Here is a 21,648-nt window from a genome sequence, read left to right on the forward strand (position 1 = left end):
CCAAAGATAAGGAGTTATTGTGACAAGTACTCTTCAAGCGTAATGCCGCGTTGTACGATTTCTTGTGCGATCTCTTTGCCTACGTAACGGATGTGCCACGGCTCATAGGAATATCCCGTAATATCTTCCTTTCCTTTTTGGTAACGGATGATAAATCCGTGTGCGGCCGCATTTTCAGCAAGCCATTTCCCTTCCGGTGTCTCCCCGAAGTTTTCTTCAAGCGTATAGCCGACGCGTTTGCTTGTAATGTCAATCGCAAGGCCGGTCTGGTGTTCGCTTTGCCCTGGATAGGCACTGACTTTATTAGCTTCCTCTTTACTACCGTATTTTTGGCTCAGGCGCTTGAAGATCGATTCCTGTGTTTGGTAGCTGCGATATGCGGATTGTCCTAGAATGGCAATGTTTTCTTGCTTTGCTTGTGCAAATAAGCTCTCTAATGCTTGCGCCGCTTCTTTACGCATTAACTTCTTCGGGCTTTTTCCCTCAAAAGAAAATGGCACATTGGGCTGTACAAGGTCCGTTGGTTCATACTCGGCTTTGAGATTGCGCTTTTTATTGACGACCACCAATATATCATGCATGTTCGTTACTTCCATTACGCCGTCTTTGCCCGGAGCAATGGTAGCAGAAAGAGCTGCGCGAGCTTCTGGTTTCTTGCTTTCTGCTTGTTCTTGCTTAGCGGGTTTCTCCTGGCTCTCCTGATTGGCGGGCTGGTTCGTACTAGGATTCTCCGCAGGCTTTTGATCCGTCGGCATAGTTGAACAGCCGGTCGCAACAGATGCGGAAAGCAGGAACGCAGTCAGCCATTTTTTCTGTTTTCTCAACACGTTTACCCTCTTTTCTCTTCAATAACTCTTTACAGTATGACACAGCCAAACATAAAAACCGAGCATGCATCAGAGATGCTATGCTCGTTGTAAGCTGATGGTGTGGAGTATTACGATCTTATCATATTTTTAATTTGTCATTCAATCGATGTTCTAAGCATCCTTATTCTTCGCTGCCGCATCGATTAAGCATTTATTTACTAATACAGGGACAATTGTGAATCGATTAAGCTGCGCACAATAGAGGATATCTTCTTCACCCTGCTGTTGCACGAGGCGCTTGCCTGCTGCTGTTTCGAGCAGGAGCTTCGGCAGAGTGGGGCGAAGCTGCGTGTAGCTGGCCTCTAAAGCTCTGCCCAAGTCGCAAATTTTGCTGCCGGGGGCAAGCGTGCGTATATATCCAACCATAAGCCCGGCGGCGAGCCCGTCTTCTAAGGCGAATTCATGGCGCGTGCCGGCACAATATAATGTAATATCCAACTGTCGCTGTACCGCCTCTTTGATGCAAGCCTCGGCATTGAGGAAGCACCCGATAAGCACGTGTGCGGCGCGTGCCGCTTTGCTGATCGCGATCGTTCCATCGGTAGTTGTTAGCACTACATGTTGTTTGGGCGAGCAGACTGTATGAAAGGCGGTGGGAGAGTTACCATATTCAAATTCCGCCACCTTTTTCCCGTGCCTCTCCCCTGCGCATACGGTATGTTCCGAGCGCAGCGCCTGTGCCTGCCCGATCGTTTCTACAGGGAGAACGGATGCAAAGCCTGCGCTGAGTGCGGCGACAATTGTACTGGCAGCCTTTAATACATCAATAACAATGACAGTTCGTCCGGTAAGGTGTTCCTGCCGAATTTCTTCTACTGTCTGCACGACTTCAATCTTCATATGTCCTTCTCCCCTTATCCCTTAAATCTTCTGTCTTCATAGTATGCCAAATCAAATTTGGGCGTTCCCCCCATCTTGATTGTGTCAGCCCTGCTTCTTAAATAGATATATTCCTTTTTGTACATGCATATCGTTGGAAGGAGGGGGGATGATTATGCTTGAAAAAGCGATTATGGGGATGGCCTCGCTTCGGTTGATCTCAGGCTCACTTGAAATTCTGGCCGCACTTATGATTATTAAAGTAAATGAAGTGGAAAAAGCGCTGCTGATTAATTCTAGCCTTGCACTCATTGGTCCGCCGGTTTTACTGATGACGACGGCGATTGGACTTGCCGGTATGGCGGATCGGATCAATCCGGCCAAGATTCTATGGATTTGTATAGGTGTCGTGTGCATTTTGATTGGAGTACGCAAATAAGGGGGCGTATGCGATGCAATATGTAGTACGAAAAGGAGATACGCTGACCAAGATCGCGAATCGGTTTGGGATTGGTGTGTGTGCGCTATCTGCGGTCAATCCTTCGCTTGGGCGCTGTTTATATGTAATGCCGGGTCAGGTGCTGAATGTGCCGGAAGGTGTGATGCTGTATGAGGCGCAATCTGGTGATACTCTCTATTGTATTGCTCAGGCCTTTAACGTATCACTAGAGGAATTACGCACCGCGAATCCAGCGTATATGCCGTGGAAGGAAGATACACTCATCGCTACCGGTGCGTCATTCATCATTCCACGAGGTTGTAAGGAGCAGATTGTAAGAACGAACGAAGAGTATACACCGTATGATTTAATCCGTGATATAGCTGCACTGAAGAAAAGATATCCATTTCTTGAAGTAGAGACGATCGGATATTCTGTAATGGGTCAGCCGTTGTATGCTATCCGGCTTGGACGTGGACCACATGAAGTGTTCTACAGTGGCGCTTGGCATGCTAATGAATGGATTACAGCATCCGTATTAATGAAGTTCATAGAGGAAACAGCGGATTCATATATGCACAAAGGAACACTTGGAGGCTATCATATAGAAGAAATATGGCGCAGATTCAGCATCTGGATCGTACCGATGGTGAATCCTGATGGGATTGAGCTTTCTGTGCTTGGCATTCATCCGTCCCATCCATACTATCAGGATGTGCTTGCGATTAATCATGGTTCACGCAGCTTTGTAGGATGGACAGCCAACGTTCGCGGCGTGGATTTGAATCATCAATGGCCTGCGCTGTGGGAAGAGGAAGCACAAACGAGTCCAATCGTGCCGTCGCCGCGTCACTATGGGGGGATAAAGCCGCTTTCTGAGCCGGAAACGCGCGCGATATATGACTTTACCATGCGGCATGATTTCCTTGGGGTGCTGGCATATCATGCACAAGGACAGGTTATTTTCTGGGGGTTTCAGCATATGGAGCCTGCAGGCAGCGAAGACATTGTCCGCCGGATGCAGAGAGTAAGCACATATACTCCCATACATACTGCGGACAGCTTCGCCGGATATAAGGATTGGTTTATTCAACAATATCGCCGTCCCGGCTATACAGTTGAGGTTGGTATTGGTGTCAATCCCGTTCCTCTGGCTCAGTTTGACAGCATTTATAGCCAGAACCTGGGCATCTTACTTGAAGCACCATTGCTGTTTGAGAGGTACATGCATGGTTAGTGCAGCATATCCCAAAGCTGTTTTCCGATCAGCAAAGCGGTTACGCTGACAAACAGTGGTTTAACGTAGCTAGCCCCTTTGCGGATGGCAACCTGTGAGCCGAGCAGCGCCCCGGCGATCATAGCGATCCCCATCGGAATGCCGTACGCATAGTTGACGGCACCTAATGCCATGAATACAGCGACGCCTGCAATGTTGCTGGCGAAGTTAAGCACCTTGGCGTTTCCGGCAGCGCCGACAAAGTCAAATCCCATCAGAAGAAAAGCAAACAAGAGAAAAGAGCCGGTGCCAGGTCCGAAGAATCCGTCATAATAACCGATAATGAGTGCAGTCATGACCGCAAAGAATACAATTCGCTTCGTAGCGCCTTTGTATGTAGAGGTACTGCCCCAGTCTTTCTTAAACAGCGTATAAATGGTGACAAGAATAAGTAAGACGACAACAAGCGGTTTGAGAAATTCGGGCGGAACCTTTGTGACCGTATAAGCGCCAAGGGCAGAACCGATGAGAGAAAGCGGGAAGAGAAAGGCTACCAGTCGAAGATTGATTTTTCCTGAACGCATGAAAGAGATTGTGCTTGTACATGAGGACATGGTACTGGCAAGCTTATTGGTTCCAAGCACAACGGTTGACGGAAGCCCCGTCAAAAGAAGTGCCGGAATGGAGATCAAGCCGCCGCCTCCAACTACCGAATCAATGAATGATGCAAGAAAACCGGCTGCCATAATGAATAGCAGCATCTCTGTACTTATTTGCTCCATACTACCCCTCCGACAATAACTAGAAGATGAGAACCTATTCTTTACTATACTATAATTTACGAACAAACTATGACAAAAAAAAGAAAACGTTCATCAAAGGACAGTAATTAGATAATAACGACTGTTCTTTTTTTTTGAAATCGTGTTTCTCTTTCAAAAGAAACGTATTTATTCTACGTTGTGAAGGGAGTATAATAAATTATTAGTTAGGGAAAAAAAGTTTGTCACCGAATGTTTGGGAGGAACGCATGGAACAGCAAGCAATTTACGCCATAGTTATTTTTCTAATTACGTACGCGCTTATTATTTCGGAGAAAATCCATCGTACCATTGTAGCGATGCTTGGAGCCGCTTTAATGGTCGTATTTGGAATCGTCAATCAGGAGACAGCACTGCATCATGTCGATTTCAATACGCTGGGATTATTGACCGGAATGATGATCATCGTCACCGTTACTGCGCAAACGGGTCTGTTTAAGTACATAGCAATCTGGGCAGCGAAGAAGGCGAAGGGTGATCCGGTGCGAATCTTGGTTGCACTGGGATTGATTACCGCCGCCGCTTCCGCTTTTCTAGACAATGTAACAACCGTACTATTGATGGTACCGGTTACGTTTAGCATTACGCGTCAATTACGCGTATCACCTATGCCGTATCTGCTGACACAGATTTTTACCTCGAACATTGGAGGGACGGCTACATTAATCGGGGATCCACCGAACATCATGATTGGAAGCGCAGTCAAAGAGCTAACGTTTGCCGCATTTATTACAAATCTAGCCCCAATCGCTATCATTATTTTACTGGTGACTGTAGGAATTCTTGCTCTTTGGTATCGCAAACAGCTTAAAACAACGCCGGAACTTACACAAGAATTAATGGAGATGAGCGCAGAGGACGAGCTAACTGATCCGACGCTGCTTAAAAAGTGTCTTGCTATTCTTGCGCTAACAATTGCGGGATTCTTTGCGCACCAAGCGCTTCATATCGAATCGGCAACCGTTGCTTTAACAGGTGCCTTCCTGTTGCTTCTGATTACAGGTGAGCATTATTTGGAAGAAGCCCTGACTCGTGTTGAGTGGACAACCATCTTTTTCTTCGTCGGCTTGTTCATTCTTGTGTCGGGATTGGTAGAGACCGGTGTCATTGCAAAGCTGGCACAGGAAGCCATTTCACTGACAGGAGGGGATGTGACGGCGACCTCGCTGCTGATTCTTTGGATGAGCGCAATTGCGTCCGCTTTTGTGGATAATATTCCATTTGTAGCGACGATGATTCCGATGATTCAGGAGATGGGTAAAATCGGGATTTCTGATCTGGAGCCGCTCTGGTGGTCGCTTGCTCTGGGAGCCTGCCTCGGTGGAAACGGGACGCTCATCGGTGCAAGTGCTAACGTCATCGTAGCCGGAATGGCGGCGAAGGAAGGACACCATATTTCTTTCGTAAAATTTATGTTCATCGGCTTTCCGCTGATGATCATCTCAATTATTATTTCAACCGTGTATGTATATGTACGGTATTTAATGTAATGAATAAGAGGGAGGCCGTATGATTCGCTACGAATACGACCAAGGGGGCCTGGATATCCAGGAACGGGAGAACGACAAGGATAAAGAGTTTATTATTAAAGTGAAGAATCCGGAGCAATATTTGCCCGGACTTCGCAAGGTACGTGCGTATTTTACGAACGATACGGTGTATACGGACGCTTTGTTTTATACGCACAAAAACAATGAGTATCATGTGATTGTACGGGCGGATTATTATACAGATTTTCTGCTATCTTTATTCAAGCATAAAATTCTCATCAAGCTAGAGTGGGAATAAATAAAACGGCGTCTGCAAAATGATTTGCAGGCGCCGTTCGTATTATGAGCCGAGCAGAGAACGTATCATACGGTTCGTAATGTTTGGCACAATCTCAAGCGAAAATTTAATTTCTGTTCGTTCATATTTCTTATGCGCATCATAGCCATAAGGCCCGACGTTAATAACCGGAACATTGAGTGCGCGAATAGCATCATAGTCTACGTTGTATTTATAGCCAAAGGAAGGGTTATTGGCGGCTTCGCTTTGGATGCTTTCTTCATCATCGCTGAGCGCTACAAAGCTCATATCTGAAATATAAGGGAAAAAATGCCGGATCTGAATCGGATGCTCGTAATGCGGCTGCACATATGCTACAGCCTCCTCAAGTGCTGCGCTCAAATTTCGTTCTTTCTCTGTCTGATCTGTTAACTCTACACGCGGTGAGTAAATCGAAGAGTAGAAGACGATAATAGCAGGACGCTTATCTTTCATCCACTTCCATGCCTCCTCCACGACGCGCGCCGCATACATTCTGCTGTCGAGACTTGGATCTTCGGCCAGCTCCTGTCGGTACGCCGTCATATGGGTCGTGTATCTTTCTCCCCATTCATCTGTCAGTTGTTCATGTAGCTCTTCATATGTATATACGCGTGTCGTCCACGGTGCTTTTTGATAGGGCTCCCCGCTGCGCTCACAATAGGTTCGATATCGTTGATCGAAGAGTTCGAGCGCATGATCAAAGGCTTGTGTGGCATAACTTTTTAGCTTTTCGAGCACTTCTTTTGGCGACCATGAATATACGAGGAAATTATAATACACATAGGCCGCTAGTGCAGTCTGTACCGTATAGGACGGCTTTAAATCCATCTGTTTTAACGAAACAGGCGGTGCTGTAATTTCTCCGTATGCTTCATCGCATAGTTCCGGATTATAATCAATAAGTCTAGTGAGTTCAGAGGCGATAAAGTTCGGATCAAGTCCTTCAAAGCAGGCGCCAACATGCGTTTCCGCTCCTGTAATATAAAAAGAGGGGAGAAGCTTTCCCACAGTGCCTTTGTATACATACCGATTTGTATCCCCTTCATAGCGCGGCGATACAAGATCAGAGTTGATGGCAGCAATATAGTCGAATCCGTATTGTTCTTCCCATTCCTTAAGCGGATACAGCGCGGAAAGAATACCGTGCGAGCTGTCTTCTTCATCACACTCCGCTACCAGGACAAGATTGCCGGCCAATTCTTCCGGATGCTCGGCATAATATCGGAGCAGGTATAGGTTGCTTGCCACTCCGCTTTTCATATCGAGCACCCCACGCCCGAACAGCCACTCATTCGATTCAAGCTGTGCTTGAATGGAAGAGGGAAGTGATTCTTTTCGTAACGCTGTCATTAGAGCATCCGGATTGCAGGCTACATCCTTTAGTTGTCCGTAGTCATCGATGCCGACCGTATCGATATGGCCCATTAAGATAATCGTACGTTGGCTTTTCGTTTTTGTACCTCGGACACATGCGAGCACATTGGAACGAGTTACATTGTCATGTACTGTTTGGATGCAGCGTACCTGCTGCGGATGCTGTGCGAAGTATGGCCACGCCTTTACTTGATTGTATATCTGCTTCGCTAGTACTTGTTCGCCTTCTGAGTTAACAATACTTTCTGTATGAACCAACTCCTTTGTTAGAGAAAGAACTTCATCTACACAATGCAGCATTGGATAGGTACCCCCTTTTTCTTTATCTGGCATAAAACAGTGCTTATCTTCCTCTTTATAATCCTACTCTGGATGAAAAATCAAGGGAAAATTGCGAAAGATTTAAATTTATACACAATGTATAAAAGTGGGCTAACTTTTTTGTTTATTTATATTATTATAAAATTTAGATATTTCATGTAAAATAGAACAAACATAAATAAAACACAAAACAAGGGGGGCAACTATGAAACGGATCATTGCAATGCTGGCTACGTTGGGGATGTTGATGACACTTCTGCTCGTAGGCTGTGGATCACCCAAGGAAGCGAAAGAGACAGCGAGTAAACCACAGGAAAAGGGAGCGGAGCAGAAGGCGGAACTCAAGCTGGTGGAAGATGGCACGCTCATGTTTGCGGCAAGCGGATTGTACAAGCCGTTTAACTTCAAAAAGGATGGGCAGCTTACCGGCTTTGACGTGGAAGTTGGGAATGAAATAGCAAAGCGGATGGGACTGAAGGCAAAGCCTGTAACCAATCCGTGGGAGACGCTGATTCAAGGGCTGAAGGGAAATAAATTCGATGCCATTATTGGTAGCATGTCCATTACTCCAGAGCGGGCCGCTCAGGTGGATTTTACAGATCCGTACTACATATCCGGTGCTCAGATTTTTGTGGCTGAATCAAATAATAGCATTAAGTCAAAAGATGATTTAAAAGATAAGACCATTGGTGTTGTGCAATCCAGTACATTCAAAGATATTGCACAAGAATATACAAAGAAAATTAAAAGCTTTCCAAGTGATGTGTATGCACTGCAGGATTTGCCACCTGGCCGCTTAGATGCCGTCATTACAGATAAAATGGTAGGAATCAGTGCGATCAATGAACAGAAGGTTAAGATCAAGACGGTTGGCGATCTGCTGTATGAAGATAAAATCGGTATGGCTGTCAACAAAGGAAACGATGAGCTGCTGAAGCAAATGAATAAGGCGCTCGCAGATATGATTCAAGATGGTACGTATGAAAAAATCAGCATGAAATGGTTCAACCGCAACATCTTGAAATAAGTAAGAAAATGAGATGATGCGCTGGCAGCCAGCGCATCATTTTTGCTAAAGGGAGGGTACCAATGGGCACATTTATCACAAATATTACACAAATATTCCAAACGCATGGTCTTGCTTTTCTGCAAGCTTCCTTGTTAACTATTCAGATTACAGCGATATCGCTGATCTTTGCTGTAGTCATCGGCCTTATTTTTGCTTTTTTTAAGATTTCAGATAGCAAACTGCTGCACCGCATTGCTGACGCATATATTACACTAATAAGAGGAACACCCCTCATTGTTCAGTTGATGTTTTTGTACTATGGGATTTCAAGTGTAATTACACTCAATGATTTCACAGCAGGTGCACTTGCGTTAGGGATACACTCCGGAGCTTATATCGCCGAGATTTTCCGTGGAGCCATTCAATCAATTGACAAAGGACAGATGGAGGCGGCGCGTTCTCTGGGAATGCCGTATCCACTTGCTATGCGGCGAATTATATTCCCGCAGGCGCTTAAGCGAGCCATTCCTCCCCTTGGCAACCAATTTATTATCGGGCTGAAGGATTCGGCATTGGTTGCGTACATCGGAGCGACAGAATTGTTCAACACCGCCCTATCGGCTCAAGGTGAGAACTATATGCCGTTTGAGACATATTTTGTTGTTGGGATGTACTATCTCATTCTCGTGCTTATTTTTACCTTTATTCTAAATAAGATCGAGGCGAGGCTGGACATACGGCAGGGTAAAAGTAAGAATGTACAGAGCGAGGTGAAGGCGGCATGATTACGATCAAGCATATGAATAAGTCGTTTGGAGAGCTGCAGGTACTGCGGGATATTAGCATTGATATTAACAAAAGCGAAGTGGTCGTATTGATAGGGGCAAGCGGCTCTGGGAAAAGTACGCTGCTGCGCTGCTTGAACTTTTTAGAAATTGCTGATAACGGGGAGATCTGGATTGACGGAGAGCAGATTGATGCGAAGAAAACCGACCTGAATCGTATTCGACAGGAAGTCGGCATGGTATTTCAGCATTTTAACTTATTTCCTCATATGTCGGTAATCGAGAATGTGATTGAAGCACCTGTCCATGTAAAAAAGGTAAGCAAAGCAGAAGCAAGACAAAAAGCAATGGAGTTATTAAGGAAAGTTGGATTATCGGATAAAGCGGATGCGTATCCTGAGCAATTATCAGGGGGGCAGAAGCAGCGAGTGGCGATTGCAAGGGCATTGGCTATGGAACCGAAAGTGATGCTATTCGATGAGCCCACGTCAGCGCTTGACCCGGAATTGGTAGGAGAGGTATTGCAGGTAATGAAAGACCTTGCTAAAGACGGAATGACGATGGTAGTTGTAACACATGAAATGGGCTTTGCTAGAGAAGTGGCAGATCGTGTGATTATGCTGGCAGATGGTGTTATTATCGAAGATGGGCATCCTGCGGATGTATTTACTGCGCCAAAACATGAACGGACGCAGAAATTCCTCAAGCAAATCGTATAATTGAGAAGGAAGGGGAACTTGTCTTGGAGCAATGGCATGAAAGGATGACGAGCTGGACCAAATGGGCGGGATGGAACGATAGCATCCACCAGGTTATCATCGTGTCGACAGCGGATTGGCAGAGCCGTCAGGCACGTCTTGAGACGTTTGAGAAGGTGAATGGAACATGGCTGCCTGCGCTTCATTCGATGCCTGCTGTGGTTGGCAAAAATGGCTATGCATTGTCTTCCGATAAAAAAGAAGGAGATGCTTCCTCCCCAGCCGGTATGTATAAGCTGGGTACAGCATTCGGAACAGCCCCGAAGCCAACGGGCGTGCGAATACCGTACCGTCCAGTTACGCGCCAGGATTACTGGATCGATGATAAATCGTCACCTGATTATAATACATGGGTACATCATGAGGGAGATCCGCGGAAGCGATGGAAGACATTTGAGCGGCTTGCCATCCCTCTTTATAAATACGCGTTAGTTATCCGATATAATGATGAACCTGTGCTGCCAGGGAAGGGAAGCGCCATTTTTATGCATATATGGCGCGGGCCTGCCAGCTATACGGCAGGCTGTGTCGCTTTGTCTGAGACTAATTTGCTTGCCGTACTCAGATGGCTTGACCCAGACAAATCACCTTTCATTCTCCAAGGTCCCGCATCTTTTCTAACTTCTTTCACCCCATAATAGATGGACTTGTAAAACGCGAGATATAGGAGATTATCTCGCGTTTTTTGTATTAAACCGTTTTATAGCGGGCAAGAAAAATCATCAGCATGGTTCCTGCTCCAAGGTATCCGAATATCGGATACAAGTGGTGAACCAGTGTAGAGAAACCGAACTGACTGATAAGATAGCAGATCATTAGTAGACCGACAATCAACAGACGTGGATGGGAAGCAAAGGGTGCAAAGAGTTGAAGCTGACGGGTAAGGCCAAATACATTACCGACCAGCGTCGTAAAGATCTCACCTAGAATGACAAGGCTAAACATCCATTGTATAAAGGGACCCAAAGAGGCGACAACCATTGCCATCGGTACTTCCGCTTGGGCAATATCATTTTTGTAGGTGAGAAGGGCATAATTGCTTAGCAAAAGCAGAATTCCCAGCCCTGCGCCTCCAATCATGCTCCCGTTGATTAAGGTTCGCCGATCCTGTACTTCATTGCCGAGTGGTACAAGCACAGCTAAAGCAAGTGAAAGATTAAAGGCCACATAGAGAAACGGGGAGAGGGTCCACCCTGCAGGAGAGGGAGTAGGTGATACGGGCAGGTTCATTCCGTTCTCTGCGAATGTGTACATTCCAATCAAGATCGTAAAGCCGAGCATAATAGGAACGACAAGCATATTGATGGACATAATAGCATGCATGCCCCGCGAAGTAATAAGATAGACGAGCAATGCAGTGCCAAGGATTCCGACCTGATAGAATCCTCCCCATTGCTGGGTAAATAAAGCGCCGCTTCCGGCCAGCATAACGCCGGTGGTACATAATAATGTCAGCAATGTAAAGCCATTAACCCATACGCCCGCCTTTTTACCGAATACATATTCATTGAATTGATGGTAGGAAGAAGCCTGGATACGACTTGCAAGCAGCATAATTTGTGCGCCTGCAAGAGTAAAGAGCAGTACGCTAACGAGAATAATAATGATACTTTTATTTCCGTAGCGTGTAACGAAGTGAAAGATTTCCTGCCCGCTTGCAAAGCCCGCTCCGACAATTGTTCCGATATACGTGAAACCGACCTGAAGTGCGGCAAACCACCGGGTCGGCTGCGCGGCTGCGTTCGTAGCCATCACCCCGATTTCATTGGATTCTTTACTATTCTATGAGATTGTCCCCCTCGATAGACTGTTCTTCTCTACATAAAAAATATCGTTACATTCTGTTGGTTTTGCATTAAAATAGAAGAAATAAACAGGCGTTTTTACTATTGGGAGAAAGCAGAGGGATACAAACGCATGATCAAGTGGATAAAGGAATGGGTGCCTGTCATTTTATTGGCAATCGTGCTGAGCATGACCATTCGCACATACATTGGGGAAGCGGTTGTCGTGCCGAGCGGTTCTATGCTCCCGACGATTCATATTAATGACAGATTAGCAGTGGATAAGATGACAGGGGCAGAAGAGCTGACGCACGGTGATATTGTGGTGTTCTATCCGCCGCTGCCAGATAAGAAGGATGAGCGATTTATCAAGCGGCTGATTGGTGTTGGCGGAGATACAATTGAGATTAAAGATGGTGTACTGTATCGCAATGGGAAAAAGGTGGATGAGCCTTATATTAAAGAGCCGATGACATACGATTTCGGGCCTGTTGTCGTTCCGAAAGGCAAGTTCTTCTTCCTTGGGGATAACCGCAATGAAAGCTATGACTCACATCTATGGCCTGATCCGTTTGTTGATATTAGTGCCATCGAAGGAAAAGCCAGATTTCGCTTTTATCCATTTACCGATATGCAGTCCATGTAAAATAAAGCTGACGAATGAAGGAGATCCCCTGGTTCGTCAGCTTTTTACGTTCATACCAAGGGTGCGTATTGTGAGGTGTTACGTTTCCCTTTTTTCAGGGAATAATTTGAGTAGGAAGATATCGGTTGTCAGGAAATGAGATGAAAAGGGCGGTGTAAGCCATGGGCAATGTAATGAATAGAGGGAAAATGCTTGTTATCTACAATCCGGTGGCGGGGCAAGAGATTATCAGTCAAGCGTTAGGAGAAGTCGCCATGTCACTACAGGAGAAGTGGGACATTACGCTTCGTCCTACACTATGTAAGGCGCATGCAGAAAAAATTGCGTATGAGGAAGGGGCAGGCTACGCCGTTGTCGTTGCAGCCGGAGGCGACGGAACGATTCATGAAGTGGTGAATGGTCTAATGCGGCTTGACCATCGCCCAACGCTTGGCATTCTGCCTGCCGGTACGGCTAATGACATTGCCCGCACACTTCGAATTCCGCTTGACTTGCTTGCGGCCTGTCAATTCATGAAGCAGACCGAAGCGTGTGCTATAGATATTGGACGCTATGGTAAACGGCACTTCGTTAATTTTCTTGGTGTTGGTTTAATTTCTACAGTCTCCAATGAAGTGAAGAATGAAACAAAAACCTATCTTAGGCACTTTACTTATTACTTAAAATCACTCCAGCATTTCCAAGGCGATAATTTATTCAATGTTGTGCTTACCACAGAAACCGAAAAAATTGAAAAAGAAGCAGTGATGGTATATGTAGCGAATGGACAGTCGATTGCAGGGATGGAACTATTTACAAATAATGAACTCAATAACGGTACATTCGAAGTGATTGTAGTGGAGAATGTAGGGCTCTCTGAAATCGTGAGTGTCATGTCATCCTATCTGCGCCGAGAGCCTTTCGAACATGAAGCGATTTCTCGTTACAAAACCGCTTCCTTTACTTTAGAATGTACGCCTCCGCAGCTCATTGATACCGATGGTGAGAAGCATGGACAGACGCCGGTGAAGGTGACACTGCTCCCACGCGCCCTCCGTGTGATCGGCCAAATTAGCGTGTGAAATCTCTTGCATTATTATATATAAATGTTTGAATCTCGCTCCTTGTGGAAAGGAATACATGTCACCATTTCACAAATGAAAAGGAGCGAGGATACACAATGAATACAAATTGCAAAGTACAGGAATATGACAACACGGTGCAAGCATATCAGGCGGTCAATAACCTGCAGAATGCAGGGTACGGCAAAGATCATATGTATCTGTTTGCTCATGACAAAAGCGTCTCCAAAGACCTGACAGATCGGACGAATACCGAGAATATGGGTGTAGCGGAAAAAGGCGTGATGGATACTGTGGCCAATATGTTTAAGAGTCGTGGCGATGAGCTGCGCAACGAATTTAAAAACCTTGGCTTTAGCCAGGCTGAAGCTAATCAATATGAAGAGCGTCTCGATCAAGGAAAAGTACTGCTGGTCGTCAAAGATTACCGTGATGACGTAGACAGCTATTTATAAGAAAAATGCTAAGAACACGATTTTGATGAAAAGAAAAGTGGTAAGCCTTACTAGAAGGCTTACCACTTTTGTACGTTTTATCTGTGTTTGATTCGTGTAAGTCTGGCTTCGACTCTTTTGCTGATGAACCAGAGTGCAAAGATAGCTAATCCAACAAGCACAAGCTTCCATGGGCTTTCGATAAAAGACATTAAGTCGTGACCGATAAAGGAGACGGCAAAAATCATAATCGCTTTACCAAGAATAATGGCAGCGACAAAGTGACTGGTTGGAATGCTGGAGAGCCCGGCTACAACATTCACAAGCGATGATGGTGTGAAAGGAAAGCAGGAGAGCAGGAGAATGGCGGTAAATCCATGCCGATTCATCCAGTTCATCGCATCGTTCACTTTAGGGTGACGGGTGAGAAAATGTAAGAAACGGTGTTGTCCAAGCTTGCGGCAAATTGTGAATACGGTAATTGATCCTGAGGCCACACCGATCCATGAATACAAAAAGCCGAGCCAGAGACCATAGGCTGCGGCGTTACCTGCAACGATAGCAACCAGAGGCAGCGGCGGGAAGAATGATTCAATAAATGTCATCAGAATTCCCGGCAGCGGCCCGAATGATTCATATTTGGCAAACAGCGCTATTAAGTTTTCTTCAGAAAAATAGGCCTTTAACTCTGTCCAGTTCATAGGTTCATTTTACACCAAAAAAGAAGGAAAGTGCACGGGGAAGTTGATTTTGCCAAAAACCCCAGTCATGGCCGCCATCTTCTTCAATATATGTGACGGAAGCGCCGCGCTGTTCAAGAAGCTGCCGCATTTCTCGGTTATAGGCAAGAAAGTCCGCTGTACTGTCTCCAATCGGTACAGCAGTTTCCTTTAGGCCAACAAGCATATAGATCGTCAACTGGGAGAGCTTCGGCTTGCGCAGTACGCCTTTCATCACTTCAGGATAAAAGGCTCCGGAGAGCGAGATGACTTTAGTAAACCATTCAGGTCGATCCATCGCCAGATCAAGGCTGACGGTTGCACCAAGCGAGTCGCCGACCAGAACGCGTTCTTCTATGGCGAATTCCTTTTCCACAGCAGGAAGTAATTCCTCAAGGAAGAAAGATTTATATAGATGGTTGCGACTGCGTCCAGTGCCGTATTCTGCGGTGCGATTTTCGCGTGATACTGTAACAGCTACGATGATAAACGGTAACAGTTTGTTGTCAAGAATCATTTCCTGGGCGGCTGTAGCTCCCCGTCCGAAGTTAAGGAATTGCTCTCCATCCTGTGCGTAGAGCGCCGGATAGGAGCGGGTAGGATCATAGTTTGGCGGCAGATACACCTTGTAGGAGCGTGTCTCTCCAAGGTGTACACTCTCAAGCTCGCGGCGTACAATTGTCCGCTTGCGCAAATTCTCATTCATCACAATTAAACCTCCATGCTTTTGTATGTATGTGTGAAAAAAATTGGACATGATAAAAGGGAAGTGCTATACTCATCGCGAATCCGAAAACATGGAACTGTACTTGTTGTGCAACAAGGTGTGTTTCATCGTTCGATTGTTCTATTACAGTAGTGTAAATATTCTTTTTTATATTTTATCAAAAAAAAGGAGTTGTCATGATGTTACAAATTCTTTCGCCTGAAGGCAAGGTAGCGGATCAAAAACAAATGCCTCAAGTCGATGACGCCACTTTGAAAGAATTAATGCGCAAGATGGTCTATACTCGCGTATGGGATCAACGTGCAATTAGTTTGAATCGCCAAGGACGTCTGGGCTTCTATGCACCGGTTGCCGGACAGGAAGCGTGCATGATCGGGAGTCAAAGCGCACTTGCTAAGGAAGATTTTATTCTACCAAGCTATCGCGACATTCCGCAAATTGTATGGCACGGACTTCCGCTGCATCAAGCGTTTTTATATTCCCGCGGTCATTTTCATGGCGGTCAGATTCCTGATGATGTAAACGTTTTAATGCCGCAAATTATTATTGCCGCACAAATCACGCAGGCAATGGGCGTTGCCATGGGCTTTAAGCTGAAGAAAGAAAAGCGTGTAGCCATTACATACATTGGAGATGGTGGTACGTCGCAAGGTGACTTCTACGAAGGATTGAACTTTGCCGGTGTATATAAAGTGCCAGCGATCTTCTTTGTACAGAATAACCGCTATGCGATTTCTACACCGTTCTCCAAACAAACAGCGGCAGAATCTGTTGCAGCTAAAGCGCAGGCAGCCGGCATTAAAGGTGTACAGATTGACGGTATGGATGCACTCGCTGTATATGAGACTGTCCGTGAAGCAAGAGAGCGTGCGCTCGCTGGTGAAGGTCCTACCTTAATTGAAGCGCTGACGTTCCGCTACGGCCCGCATACAATGGCCGGCGATGATCCGACTCGCTATCGTGGAAAAGAAGAGATGACTGAATGGGAGCAAAAAGATCCATTGGTTCGTTTCCGTTCCTACCTTGAAAGCAAGAACCTCTGGTCAAAAGAGGATGAAGATAAAACAATTGAACAGGCGAAGAGCGAGATTGCTGAAGCGATTAAGAAAGCGGATGCACAGCCGAAGCAAAAAGTAACCGACCTGATCGATATTATGTTCGAAGAGAAGACTCCAGCTCTGCAGGAGCAATACGATGAGTACAAGCAGAAGGAGATGAAGTAGACAATGGCACAAATGACGATGATTCAAGCCATTACTGATGCGATGCGTACGGAGATGAAAGCTGATCCGAATGTTCTTGTATTCGGTGAGGATGTAGGCGTAAACGGCGGGGTATTCCGCGCAACGGAAGGACTTCAGAAAGAATTCGGTGAAGATCGCGTATTTGATACGCCGCTTGCTGAGTCTGCGATCGGCGGCATGGCTGTCGGTCTTGGTCTTCAAGGCTTCCGACCAGTTGCTGAAATCCAATTCTTCGGCTTCGTGTTTGAGACATTTGATGCGATTGCATCACAGGCGGCTCGCATGCGCTATCGTTCCGGCGGTAAGTACAATTCTCCCATCACTTTCCGCGCTCCGTTTGGTGGCGGCGTAAAAACACCTGAACTGCATGCGGACAGCTTAGAGGGTCTGTTCCTGCAAACACCTGGTGTAAAAGTGGTCATTCCATCAAATCCATACGATGCAAAAGGTCTGTTGATTTCTGCAATTCGTGACAATGATCCGGTTATCTTCTTAGAGCATATGAAGCTGTACCGTTCATTCCGAGGTGAAGTACCAGAAGAATCCTATACAGTACCGCTTGGCAAGGCCAATGTTGTCAAAGAAGGAAAAGACGTTACCATCATTACATACGGTGCGATGGTACAGACGTCTCTAAAAGCGGCAGAACAAATCGAAAAAGAGCGGAATGTGTCTGTGGAAGTTATTGACTTGCGTACGATTAGCCCGCTCGATGTAGAGACGATCATTGCATCCGTTGAGAAAACGAACCGTGCAATCGTAGTGCAAGAAGCACAGAAACAGGCAGGTGTGGCTGCAGAAGTCATCGCTCAAATCAATGAGAAGGCGATTCTTTCTCTTGAAGCTCCTGTGCTGCGTGTTACGTCTCCAGATACCGTATTCCCGTTTGCAGCGGCGGAAGATGTATGGCTGCCAGATCCGGGTCGCGTTATTGAAGCACTCAACAAAGTATTGGATTTCTAAATTTGCGTAGAGTCAATGTGTGAATATATAGCAATAATATGAAAGAGGAGGTTCCATTCATGGCGTTCCAATTTAAGATGCCGGATATCGGTGAAGGAATTCACGAAGGTGAGATCGTAAAATGGCATATTAAAGAAGGCGATCAGGTCGAAGAAGATCAGATCATTATGGAAGTGCAGAACGATAAAGCAGTCGTTGAAATTCCCTCTCCAGTAAACGGTAAGGTTCTCTCCATTAAAGTGGATGAGGGAACGGTTGCGGTTGTCGGTGATGTGCTGGTTGAGTTTGATGCGGAGGGTGCAGAAGCGGCTGACGGTGAAGGTACTTCCCAACCGGAAAGTGAGACGGTGGATGCGACAGGCCGCGACGTTGGAGAAGAACTGAAAGAAAAATCGGAACAGGCAAGTGTAGAAAAAACACCGATGACTGAAGGAAGCGCTCCTGCGCAGCAGGATGCAGAACCGGTAGACGATAGCAAGCGTGTATACGCGACACCAGCTGTACGAAAGCTTGCGCGTGAAAAAGGGATCAACATCCGTCAGGTGCAGGGAACAGGCAAGAATGGACGCGTAACGCGGGAAGACGTCGAGCAATTTGCACAGGGTGGCGGCAGAGCACAGGCGGCACCGCAGGCGGAGCAGGCACAGCAGGTTGACGAGGCAGCCGCACCGGCAGCACAAGAAGAGAAACAAACAGCTCCGGCAGCCGCACAAACAGCCCCAGGCGGCCTTGAAGAGCGCAAGCCGCTTAAAGGTATCCGCAAAGCCATCGCAGCGGCAATGACGAAGTCAATGTACACGGCTCCACACGTTACGATCATGGACGAGGTAGACGTAACTAAGCTCGTAGAGATGCGTACACGCTTTAAGCCGCTTGCAGAGAAAAAAGAAGTAAAGCTCACGTATCTTCCGTTTATCGTCAAAGCAGCGATTGCCGGTCTGCGTGAGTTCCCTGAACTGAACGCAAGCATTGATGACGAGAAAAATGAAGTTGTGCTGAAGAAATACTACAATATCGGTATTGCTGCAGCTACGGATGAAGGGCTTCTCGTACCGGTCATTAAAGAAGCAGATCGCAAACCACTGTGGAAAATTGCCGGGGAAATCTCTGAGCTTGCCACAAAGGCGCGTGACCGCAAAGCGTCAGCTGATGAACTCAAAGGAAGCACATTCTCGATTACGAATATTGGTTCTGCCGGCGGTATGTTCTTTACACCGGTCATCAATTATCCGGAAGTAGCGATTCTTGGCGTAGGCCGTATTGCGAAAAAGCCGATTGTAAACGAAAATGACGAGATTGTGGCAGCACCGGTTATGGCATTGTCCTTAAGCTTTGACCACCGCCTGATTGACGGTGAAATGGCACAATTGTATATGAACTACATCAAAGGCCTGTTGCAAAATCCAGAAATGCTTGTCATGGAGGTGTAAGGCATGGTAGTAGGAGAATTTACAACTGAAATTGACGTGCTGGTTATCGGAGCAGGACCGGGTGGATATGTAGCGGCAATCCGTGCTGCTCAGCTCGGTAAAAAAGTAGTCATTGTAGATAAAGATGAAGTTGGCGGCGTTTGCTTAAATCGCGGCTGCATCCCTTCTAAGTCTTTGATCTCGGCTGCAAAGCAGTATGAGCAGGCAAAAGAAGGAAGTACGATTGGTATTAACGTCGAAGGCGTATCAGTTGATATGAAGAAAGTGCAGGAATGGAAGCAAGGCGTTGTCAATAAGCTCACTGGTGGTGTAGGCCAGCTTCTTAAGGGAAACGGTGTTGAGGTTCTTTCTGGTGAAGCGCTTTTTGTAAGCGAGAATGAAGTGCGCGTGTTCCATGGATACGATGTGAATCGCTACAAGTTCAACCACTGCATTATCGCAACCGGCTCCCGTCCGATTGAGATTCCAGCCCTGCCATTCGGTGAGCGGATTCTTTCTTCTACTGAAGCGTTGATGCTTGACCACATTCCGCAAAAAATGCTGGTTGTTGGCGGCGGTTATATCGGTATCGAGCTTGGTACCGTATTTGCTAAGCTGGGTACGAAAGTAACTGTGCTTGAAGGTATGGCCAGTATTCTGCCGGGCTTTGAGAAGCCGATGGTACAGATGGTACGCAAAAAGCTCAAAAAGCTTGGGGTAGAAATCCATACAGAAGCAATGGCCCAATCAAGCGAAGTAACAGAAAACGGTGTGAAGGTCACAGCGAAAATCAAGGATAAAGAAGAAGTATTTGAAGCTGATTACTGCCTGGTAACGGTAGGGCGTCGCCCGAATACGGATGAACTTGGTCTAGAAGCGATTGATATGAAGCTGACAGACCGCGGTCTGATCGAAATTGACAAGCAGTGTAAGACAAGTATCCCGAATGTGTATGCAATCGGTGATATTGTCGAAGGCCCTGCGCTGGCTCACAAAGCTTCGTATGAAGGCAAGGTAGCTGCAGAAGTCATTGCGGGTCAGTCGAGTGAGATTGACTACATGGCTATTCCGGCAGTTGTGTTCTCGGATCCGGAGATGGCTAGTGTAGGCTTAAGTGAGCAGCAGGCAAAAGAAGAAGGCTACAAGGTAAAAATGGGCCGCTTCTCCTTTGCTGCAAACGGCCGCGCGCTCAGCGTCAATGAAACAGACGGCTTCGTTAAGGTGATAGCCAATGAAGAGGATGGCCGTGTGCTGGGCGTGCAGATCGTAGGTCCGGAAGCGTCTGATCTTATCGCAGAAGCAGGGCTTGCAATTGAGATGGGCGCAACGCTCGAAGACATTGCATTAACCATCCACGCGCATCCGACGCTGGCTGAAGTCACGATGGAGGCGGCAGAGGCTGCACTTGGACACGGTATTCACTCTTTATCTAAATAGATAATAAAGCAGCTAGCAGATAAGCAGAAGAGCAGGCGGAGTATGATCCGGCCTGCTCTTTTTAATGATGATGAAGATAGCAACTATGGCGTAAGAGAATCAGATACTTCAGATACTTTGCGAGAATTTTCTTCAAGAGAAGCCATCGAAGCGCTGATCTGCTCGGTAGCGGCTGCCTGTTGCTGTGCTAAGCTATCGAGGTTTTTAACTTCCTTAACGATTTCTTCGATTGTCCCTGACATCTCCAACAGATTCTTCGAGATCTCTTCTACATTCTCCCGCGTACTTGAAGCAAGCTTGCGAACCTCATCGGCAACTACTGCGAAGCCGCGTCCTGCATCGCCTGCACGAGCCGCTTCAATGGCTGCATTTAAGGCGAGGAGATTGGTCTGGTCAGCAACCTGCTTGATCAGATTGATTACTTTTCCTACCGTACTCAGAGCGTTTTGAGCTTTCTGCGAATTAACAGATAGAGCACCTACTGCATCGGCCATTCCGGTTGCCCCTGCTGCAATATCTTCGGTAGCCTGGGTAGTCTGCTCGGTTGTCTGCATCAGCTCAGATGCCATGCTCTTTAGCATTTCCTGTTTTTGAATCGGCATAGCGATGGCAAGCGTGCCGATTATACGATGGTTTTCATCAAAGAGTGGAATCGTATTGGCGGCATAGCCGAAACCGAATGGCGAATCTTTGTGGTCTACAGTGCGGTTGATTTTTCGCTTTTGGTCAAGGGTACGCGAAATATTTGTATTATGTGGGATCGGGCTACCGATACGAAAGCCGAATTTTACATATTTTCCTTCCCAATAGCCAACAATTTTTTCAGTGTTGGTTAAAACCAATGTATGTTCTTCATTAAACATTTCATAAAGGTGCTGACATCCTTTATGCAACGAGATTAATTCATCATGCAGACCCTGCATCTTTTCGGTTCCCATCATCATAGGGAATACACTCCCATCCTATAAAAATGATATTTTTGTGCTTCGCCTGTATCTTATGTT

The 21,648-nt window shown here is 46.4% G+C and carries 23 protein-coding genes; 15 read left to right on the forward strand and 8 right to left on the reverse strand.

Annotated elements, in window-relative coordinates; all coding sequences use genetic code 11:
• Window positions 1–14: 14 nt before the first annotated feature.
• Window positions 15–827, reverse strand: coding sequence for a M15 family metallopeptidase (locus AB3351_RS13300; protein WP_371147618.1), 813 nt, complete (start codon window positions 825–827; stop codon window positions 15–17).
• Between the two features lie 153 nt (window positions 828–980).
• Complete coding sequence (locus tag AB3351_RS13305; RefSeq protein WP_371147619.1) at window positions 981–1,709, reverse strand: 2-phosphosulfolactate phosphatase; 729 nt, start codon at window positions 1,707–1,709, stop codon at window positions 981–983.
• A gap of 154 nt (window positions 1,710–1,863) precedes the next feature.
• Between AB3351_RS13305 and AB3351_RS13310 the strand changes: the two genes are divergently transcribed.
• Window positions 1,864–2,127, forward strand: coding sequence for a YqhV family protein (locus AB3351_RS13310; RefSeq protein WP_371147745.1), 264 nt, complete (start codon window positions 1,864–1,866; stop codon window positions 2,125–2,127).
• Between the two features lie 13 nt (window positions 2,128–2,140).
• Window positions 2,141–3,364, forward strand: a complete 1,224-nt coding sequence (locus AB3351_RS13315; protein WP_371147620.1) for a M14 family zinc carboxypeptidase — start codon at window positions 2,141–2,143, stop codon at window positions 3,362–3,364.
• On the opposite strand, the gene AB3351_RS13320 is transcribed toward AB3351_RS13315, so the two are convergent.
• On the reverse strand, window positions 3,361–4,125 hold the full coding sequence (locus tag AB3351_RS13320; RefSeq protein WP_371147621.1) for a TSUP family transporter: 765 nt from the start codon (window positions 4,123–4,125) through the stop codon (window positions 3,361–3,363). The two genes, AB3351_RS13315 and AB3351_RS13320, sit on opposite strands and share 4 nt — an antisense overlap.
• Before the next feature lie 248 nt (window positions 4,126–4,373).
• Between AB3351_RS13320 and AB3351_RS13325 the strand changes: the two genes are divergently transcribed.
• Window positions 4,374–5,654 carry an ArsB/NhaD family transporter gene (locus tag AB3351_RS13325; protein ID WP_371147622.1) on the forward strand — a complete coding sequence of 427 codons (1,281 nt, stop codon included), beginning with the start codon at window positions 4,374–4,376 and terminating at the stop codon, window positions 5,652–5,654.
• A gap of 19 nt (window positions 5,655–5,673) precedes the next feature.
• Entirely contained in the window at window positions 5,674–5,952 is a 279-nt protein-coding gene (locus tag AB3351_RS13330) for a hypothetical protein (protein ID WP_371147623.1), read from the forward strand.
• A gap of 42 nt (window positions 5,953–5,994) precedes the next feature.
• Here the strand turns inward: AB3351_RS13330 and AB3351_RS13335 are convergent, their stop codons facing one another.
• Complete coding sequence (locus AB3351_RS13335) at window positions 5,995–7,647, reverse strand: M20/M25/M40 family metallo-hydrolase (protein ID WP_371147624.1); 1,653 nt, start codon at window positions 7,645–7,647, stop codon at window positions 5,995–5,997.
• Window positions 7,648–7,873: 226 nt separating this feature from the next.
• On the opposite strand from AB3351_RS13335, the gene AB3351_RS13340 reads away from it, so the two are divergent.
• The 4 genes from AB3351_RS13340 to AB3351_RS13355 all read left to right on the forward strand — a co-directional run bounded on the left by AB3351_RS13340 (window position 7,874) and on the right by AB3351_RS13355 (window position 10,858).
• The gene (locus tag AB3351_RS13340) at window positions 7,874–8,695 is read left to right on the forward strand and encodes an ABC transporter substrate-binding protein (RefSeq protein WP_371147625.1); all 822 of its coding nucleotides are present in this window, start codon (window positions 7,874–7,876) and stop codon (window positions 8,693–8,695) included.
• A 62-nt stretch (window positions 8,696–8,757) separates the two neighbouring features.
• On the forward strand, window positions 8,758–9,462 hold the full coding sequence (locus AB3351_RS13345; RefSeq protein ID WP_371147626.1) for an amino acid ABC transporter permease: 705 nt from the start codon (window positions 8,758–8,760) through the stop codon (window positions 9,460–9,462).
• Complete coding sequence (locus AB3351_RS13350; RefSeq protein ID WP_371147627.1) at window positions 9,459–10,181, forward strand: amino acid ABC transporter ATP-binding protein; 723 nt, start codon at window positions 9,459–9,461, stop codon at window positions 10,179–10,181. Before AB3351_RS13345 ends, AB3351_RS13350 begins: the two co-directional genes overlap by 4 nt.
• A gap of 23 nt (window positions 10,182–10,204) precedes the next feature.
• Window positions 10,205–10,858 (forward strand): L,D-transpeptidase family protein, encoded by a 654-nt coding sequence (locus AB3351_RS13355; RefSeq protein WP_371147628.1) that lies wholly within the window; start codon window positions 10,205–10,207, stop codon window positions 10,856–10,858.
• Window positions 10,859–10,910: 52 nt separating this feature from the next.
• Here AB3351_RS13355 and AB3351_RS13360 read toward each other — a convergent pair whose 3' ends face one another.
• The gene (locus tag AB3351_RS13360) at window positions 10,911–11,972 is read right to left on the reverse strand and encodes a YkvI family membrane protein (RefSeq protein ID WP_371147629.1); all 1,062 of its coding nucleotides are present in this window, start codon (window positions 11,970–11,972) and stop codon (window positions 10,911–10,913) included.
• A gap of 165 nt (window positions 11,973–12,137) precedes the next feature.
• Between AB3351_RS13360 and lepB the strand changes: the two genes are divergently transcribed.
• From lepB to AB3351_RS13375, 3 genes are all read left to right on the forward strand, one after another.
• Window positions 12,138–12,650 (forward strand): signal peptidase I, encoded by a 513-nt coding sequence (gene lepB, locus AB3351_RS13365; RefSeq protein ID WP_371147630.1) that lies wholly within the window; start codon window positions 12,138–12,140, stop codon window positions 12,648–12,650.
• A 161-nt stretch (window positions 12,651–12,811) separates the two neighbouring features.
• The gene (locus AB3351_RS13370) at window positions 12,812–13,711 is read left to right on the forward strand and encodes a diacylglycerol/lipid kinase family protein (RefSeq protein ID WP_371147631.1); all 900 of its coding nucleotides are present in this window, start codon (window positions 12,812–12,814) and stop codon (window positions 13,709–13,711) included.
• Between the two features lie 98 nt (window positions 13,712–13,809).
• Window positions 13,810–14,166, forward strand: coding sequence for a general stress protein (locus AB3351_RS13375; RefSeq protein ID WP_371147632.1), 357 nt, complete (start codon window positions 13,810–13,812; stop codon window positions 14,164–14,166).
• A 77-nt stretch (window positions 14,167–14,243) separates the two neighbouring features.
• Here AB3351_RS13375 and AB3351_RS13380 read toward each other — a convergent pair whose 3' ends face one another.
• Both AB3351_RS13380 and AB3351_RS13385 read right to left on the reverse strand, forming a co-directional pair.
• Entirely contained in the window at window positions 14,244–14,846 is a 603-nt protein-coding gene (locus AB3351_RS13380; protein ID WP_371147633.1) for a TVP38/TMEM64 family protein, read from the reverse strand.
• A 4-nt stretch (window positions 14,847–14,850) separates the two neighbouring features.
• Entirely contained in the window at window positions 14,851–15,570 is a 720-nt protein-coding gene (locus AB3351_RS13385; RefSeq protein WP_371147634.1) for an alpha/beta hydrolase, read from the reverse strand.
• A 197-nt stretch (window positions 15,571–15,767) separates the two neighbouring features.
• Between AB3351_RS13385 and pdhA the strand changes: the two genes are divergently transcribed.
• The 4 genes from pdhA to lpdA are packed head-to-tail and all read left to right on the forward strand — an operon-like array spanning window position 15,768 to window position 20,644.
• Window positions 15,768–16,814, forward strand: a complete 1,047-nt coding sequence (gene pdhA, locus AB3351_RS13390; protein WP_371147635.1) for a pyruvate dehydrogenase (acetyl-transferring) E1 component subunit alpha — start codon at window positions 15,768–15,770, stop codon at window positions 16,812–16,814.
• 3 nt (window positions 16,815–16,817) lie between these two features.
• Entirely contained in the window at window positions 16,818–17,798 is a 981-nt protein-coding gene (locus tag AB3351_RS13395) for an alpha-ketoacid dehydrogenase subunit beta (protein ID WP_371147636.1), read from the forward strand.
• Window positions 17,799–17,857: 59 nt separating this feature from the next.
• Entirely contained in the window at window positions 17,858–19,228 is a 1,371-nt protein-coding gene (locus AB3351_RS13400) for a dihydrolipoamide acetyltransferase family protein (RefSeq protein WP_371147637.1), read from the forward strand.
• A 3-nt stretch (window positions 19,229–19,231) separates the two neighbouring features.
• A complete protein-coding gene (lpdA, locus tag AB3351_RS13405) occupies window positions 19,232–20,644 on the forward strand; it encodes a dihydrolipoyl dehydrogenase (RefSeq protein ID WP_371147638.1) in 1,413 nt (470 codons plus the stop codon).
• An 83-nt stretch (window positions 20,645–20,727) separates the two neighbouring features.
• Here lpdA and AB3351_RS13410 read toward each other — a convergent pair whose 3' ends face one another.
• Window positions 20,728–21,588, reverse strand: a complete 861-nt coding sequence (locus AB3351_RS13410; protein ID WP_371147639.1) for a methyl-accepting chemotaxis protein — start codon at window positions 21,586–21,588, stop codon at window positions 20,728–20,730.
• Window positions 21,589–21,648: the final 60 nt, after the last annotated feature.

The sequence above is a fragment of the Aneurinibacillus sp. REN35 genome (genome assembly GCF_041379945.2).
Taxonomy (GTDB): Bacteria; Bacillota; Bacilli; order Aneurinibacillales; family Aneurinibacillaceae; genus Aneurinibacillus.

What these genes read in the sequence shown, in the direction of transcription:
- AB3351_RS13305 (WP_371147619.1), bottom strand. Translation starts at nt 1,709, where the DNA reads ATGAAGATTGAAGTCGTGCAGACAGTAGAAGAAATTCGGCAGGAACAC.
- AB3351_RS13310 (WP_371147745.1), top strand. Translation starts at nt 1,864, where the DNA reads ATGCTTGAAAAAGCGATTATGGGGATGGCCTCGCTTCGGTTGATCTCA.
- AB3351_RS13315 (WP_371147620.1), top strand. Translation starts at nt 2,141, where the DNA reads ATGCAATATGTAGTACGAAAAGGAGATACGCTGACCAAGATCGCGAAT.
- AB3351_RS13320 (WP_371147621.1), bottom strand. Translation starts at nt 4,125, where the DNA reads ATGGAGCAAATAAGTACAGAGATGCTGCTATTCATTATGGCAGCCGGT.
- AB3351_RS13325 (WP_371147622.1), top strand. Translation starts at nt 4,374, where the DNA reads ATGGAACAGCAAGCAATTTACGCCATAGTTATTTTTCTAATTACGTAC.
- AB3351_RS13330 (WP_371147623.1), top strand. Translation starts at nt 5,674, where the DNA reads ATGATTCGCTACGAATACGACCAAGGGGGCCTGGATATCCAGGAACGG.
- AB3351_RS13335 (WP_371147624.1), bottom strand. Translation starts at nt 7,647, where the DNA reads ATGCTGCATTGTGTAGATGAAGTTCTTTCTCTAACAAAGGAGTTGGTT.
- AB3351_RS13340 (WP_371147625.1), top strand. Translation starts at nt 7,874, where the DNA reads ATGAAACGGATCATTGCAATGCTGGCTACGTTGGGGATGTTGATGACA.
- AB3351_RS13345 (WP_371147626.1), top strand. Translation starts at nt 8,758, where the DNA reads ATGGGCACATTTATCACAAATATTACACAAATATTCCAAACGCATGGT.
- AB3351_RS13350 (WP_371147627.1), top strand. Translation starts at nt 9,459, where the DNA reads ATGATTACGATCAAGCATATGAATAAGTCGTTTGGAGAGCTGCAGGTA.
- AB3351_RS13360 (WP_371147629.1), bottom strand. Translation starts at nt 11,972, where the DNA reads ATGGCTACGAACGCAGCCGCGCAGCCGACCCGGTGGTTTGCCGCACTT.
- lepB (WP_371147630.1), top strand. Translation starts at nt 12,138, where the DNA reads ATGATCAAGTGGATAAAGGAATGGGTGCCTGTCATTTTATTGGCAATC.
- AB3351_RS13370 (WP_371147631.1), top strand. Translation starts at nt 12,812, where the DNA reads ATGGGCAATGTAATGAATAGAGGGAAAATGCTTGTTATCTACAATCCG.
- AB3351_RS13375 (WP_371147632.1), top strand. Translation starts at nt 13,810, where the DNA reads ATGAATACAAATTGCAAAGTACAGGAATATGACAACACGGTGCAAGCA.
- AB3351_RS13380 (WP_371147633.1), bottom strand. Translation starts at nt 14,846, where the DNA reads ATGAACTGGACAGAGTTAAAGGCCTATTTTTCTGAAGAAAACTTAATA.
- AB3351_RS13385 (WP_371147634.1), bottom strand. Translation starts at nt 15,570, where the DNA reads ATGAATGAGAATTTGCGCAAGCGGACAATTGTACGCCGCGAGCTTGAG.
- pdhA (WP_371147635.1), top strand. Translation starts at nt 15,768, where the DNA reads ATGATGTTACAAATTCTTTCGCCTGAAGGCAAGGTAGCGGATCAAAAA.
- AB3351_RS13395 (WP_371147636.1), top strand. Translation starts at nt 16,818, where the DNA reads ATGGCACAAATGACGATGATTCAAGCCATTACTGATGCGATGCGTACG.
- AB3351_RS13400 (WP_371147637.1), top strand. Translation starts at nt 17,858, where the DNA reads ATGGCGTTCCAATTTAAGATGCCGGATATCGGTGAAGGAATTCACGAA.
- lpdA (WP_371147638.1), top strand. Translation starts at nt 19,232, where the DNA reads ATGGTAGTAGGAGAATTTACAACTGAAATTGACGTGCTGGTTATCGGA.
- AB3351_RS13410 (WP_371147639.1), bottom strand. Translation starts at nt 21,588, where the DNA reads ATGATGATGGGAACCGAAAAGATGCAGGGTCTGCATGATGAATTAATC.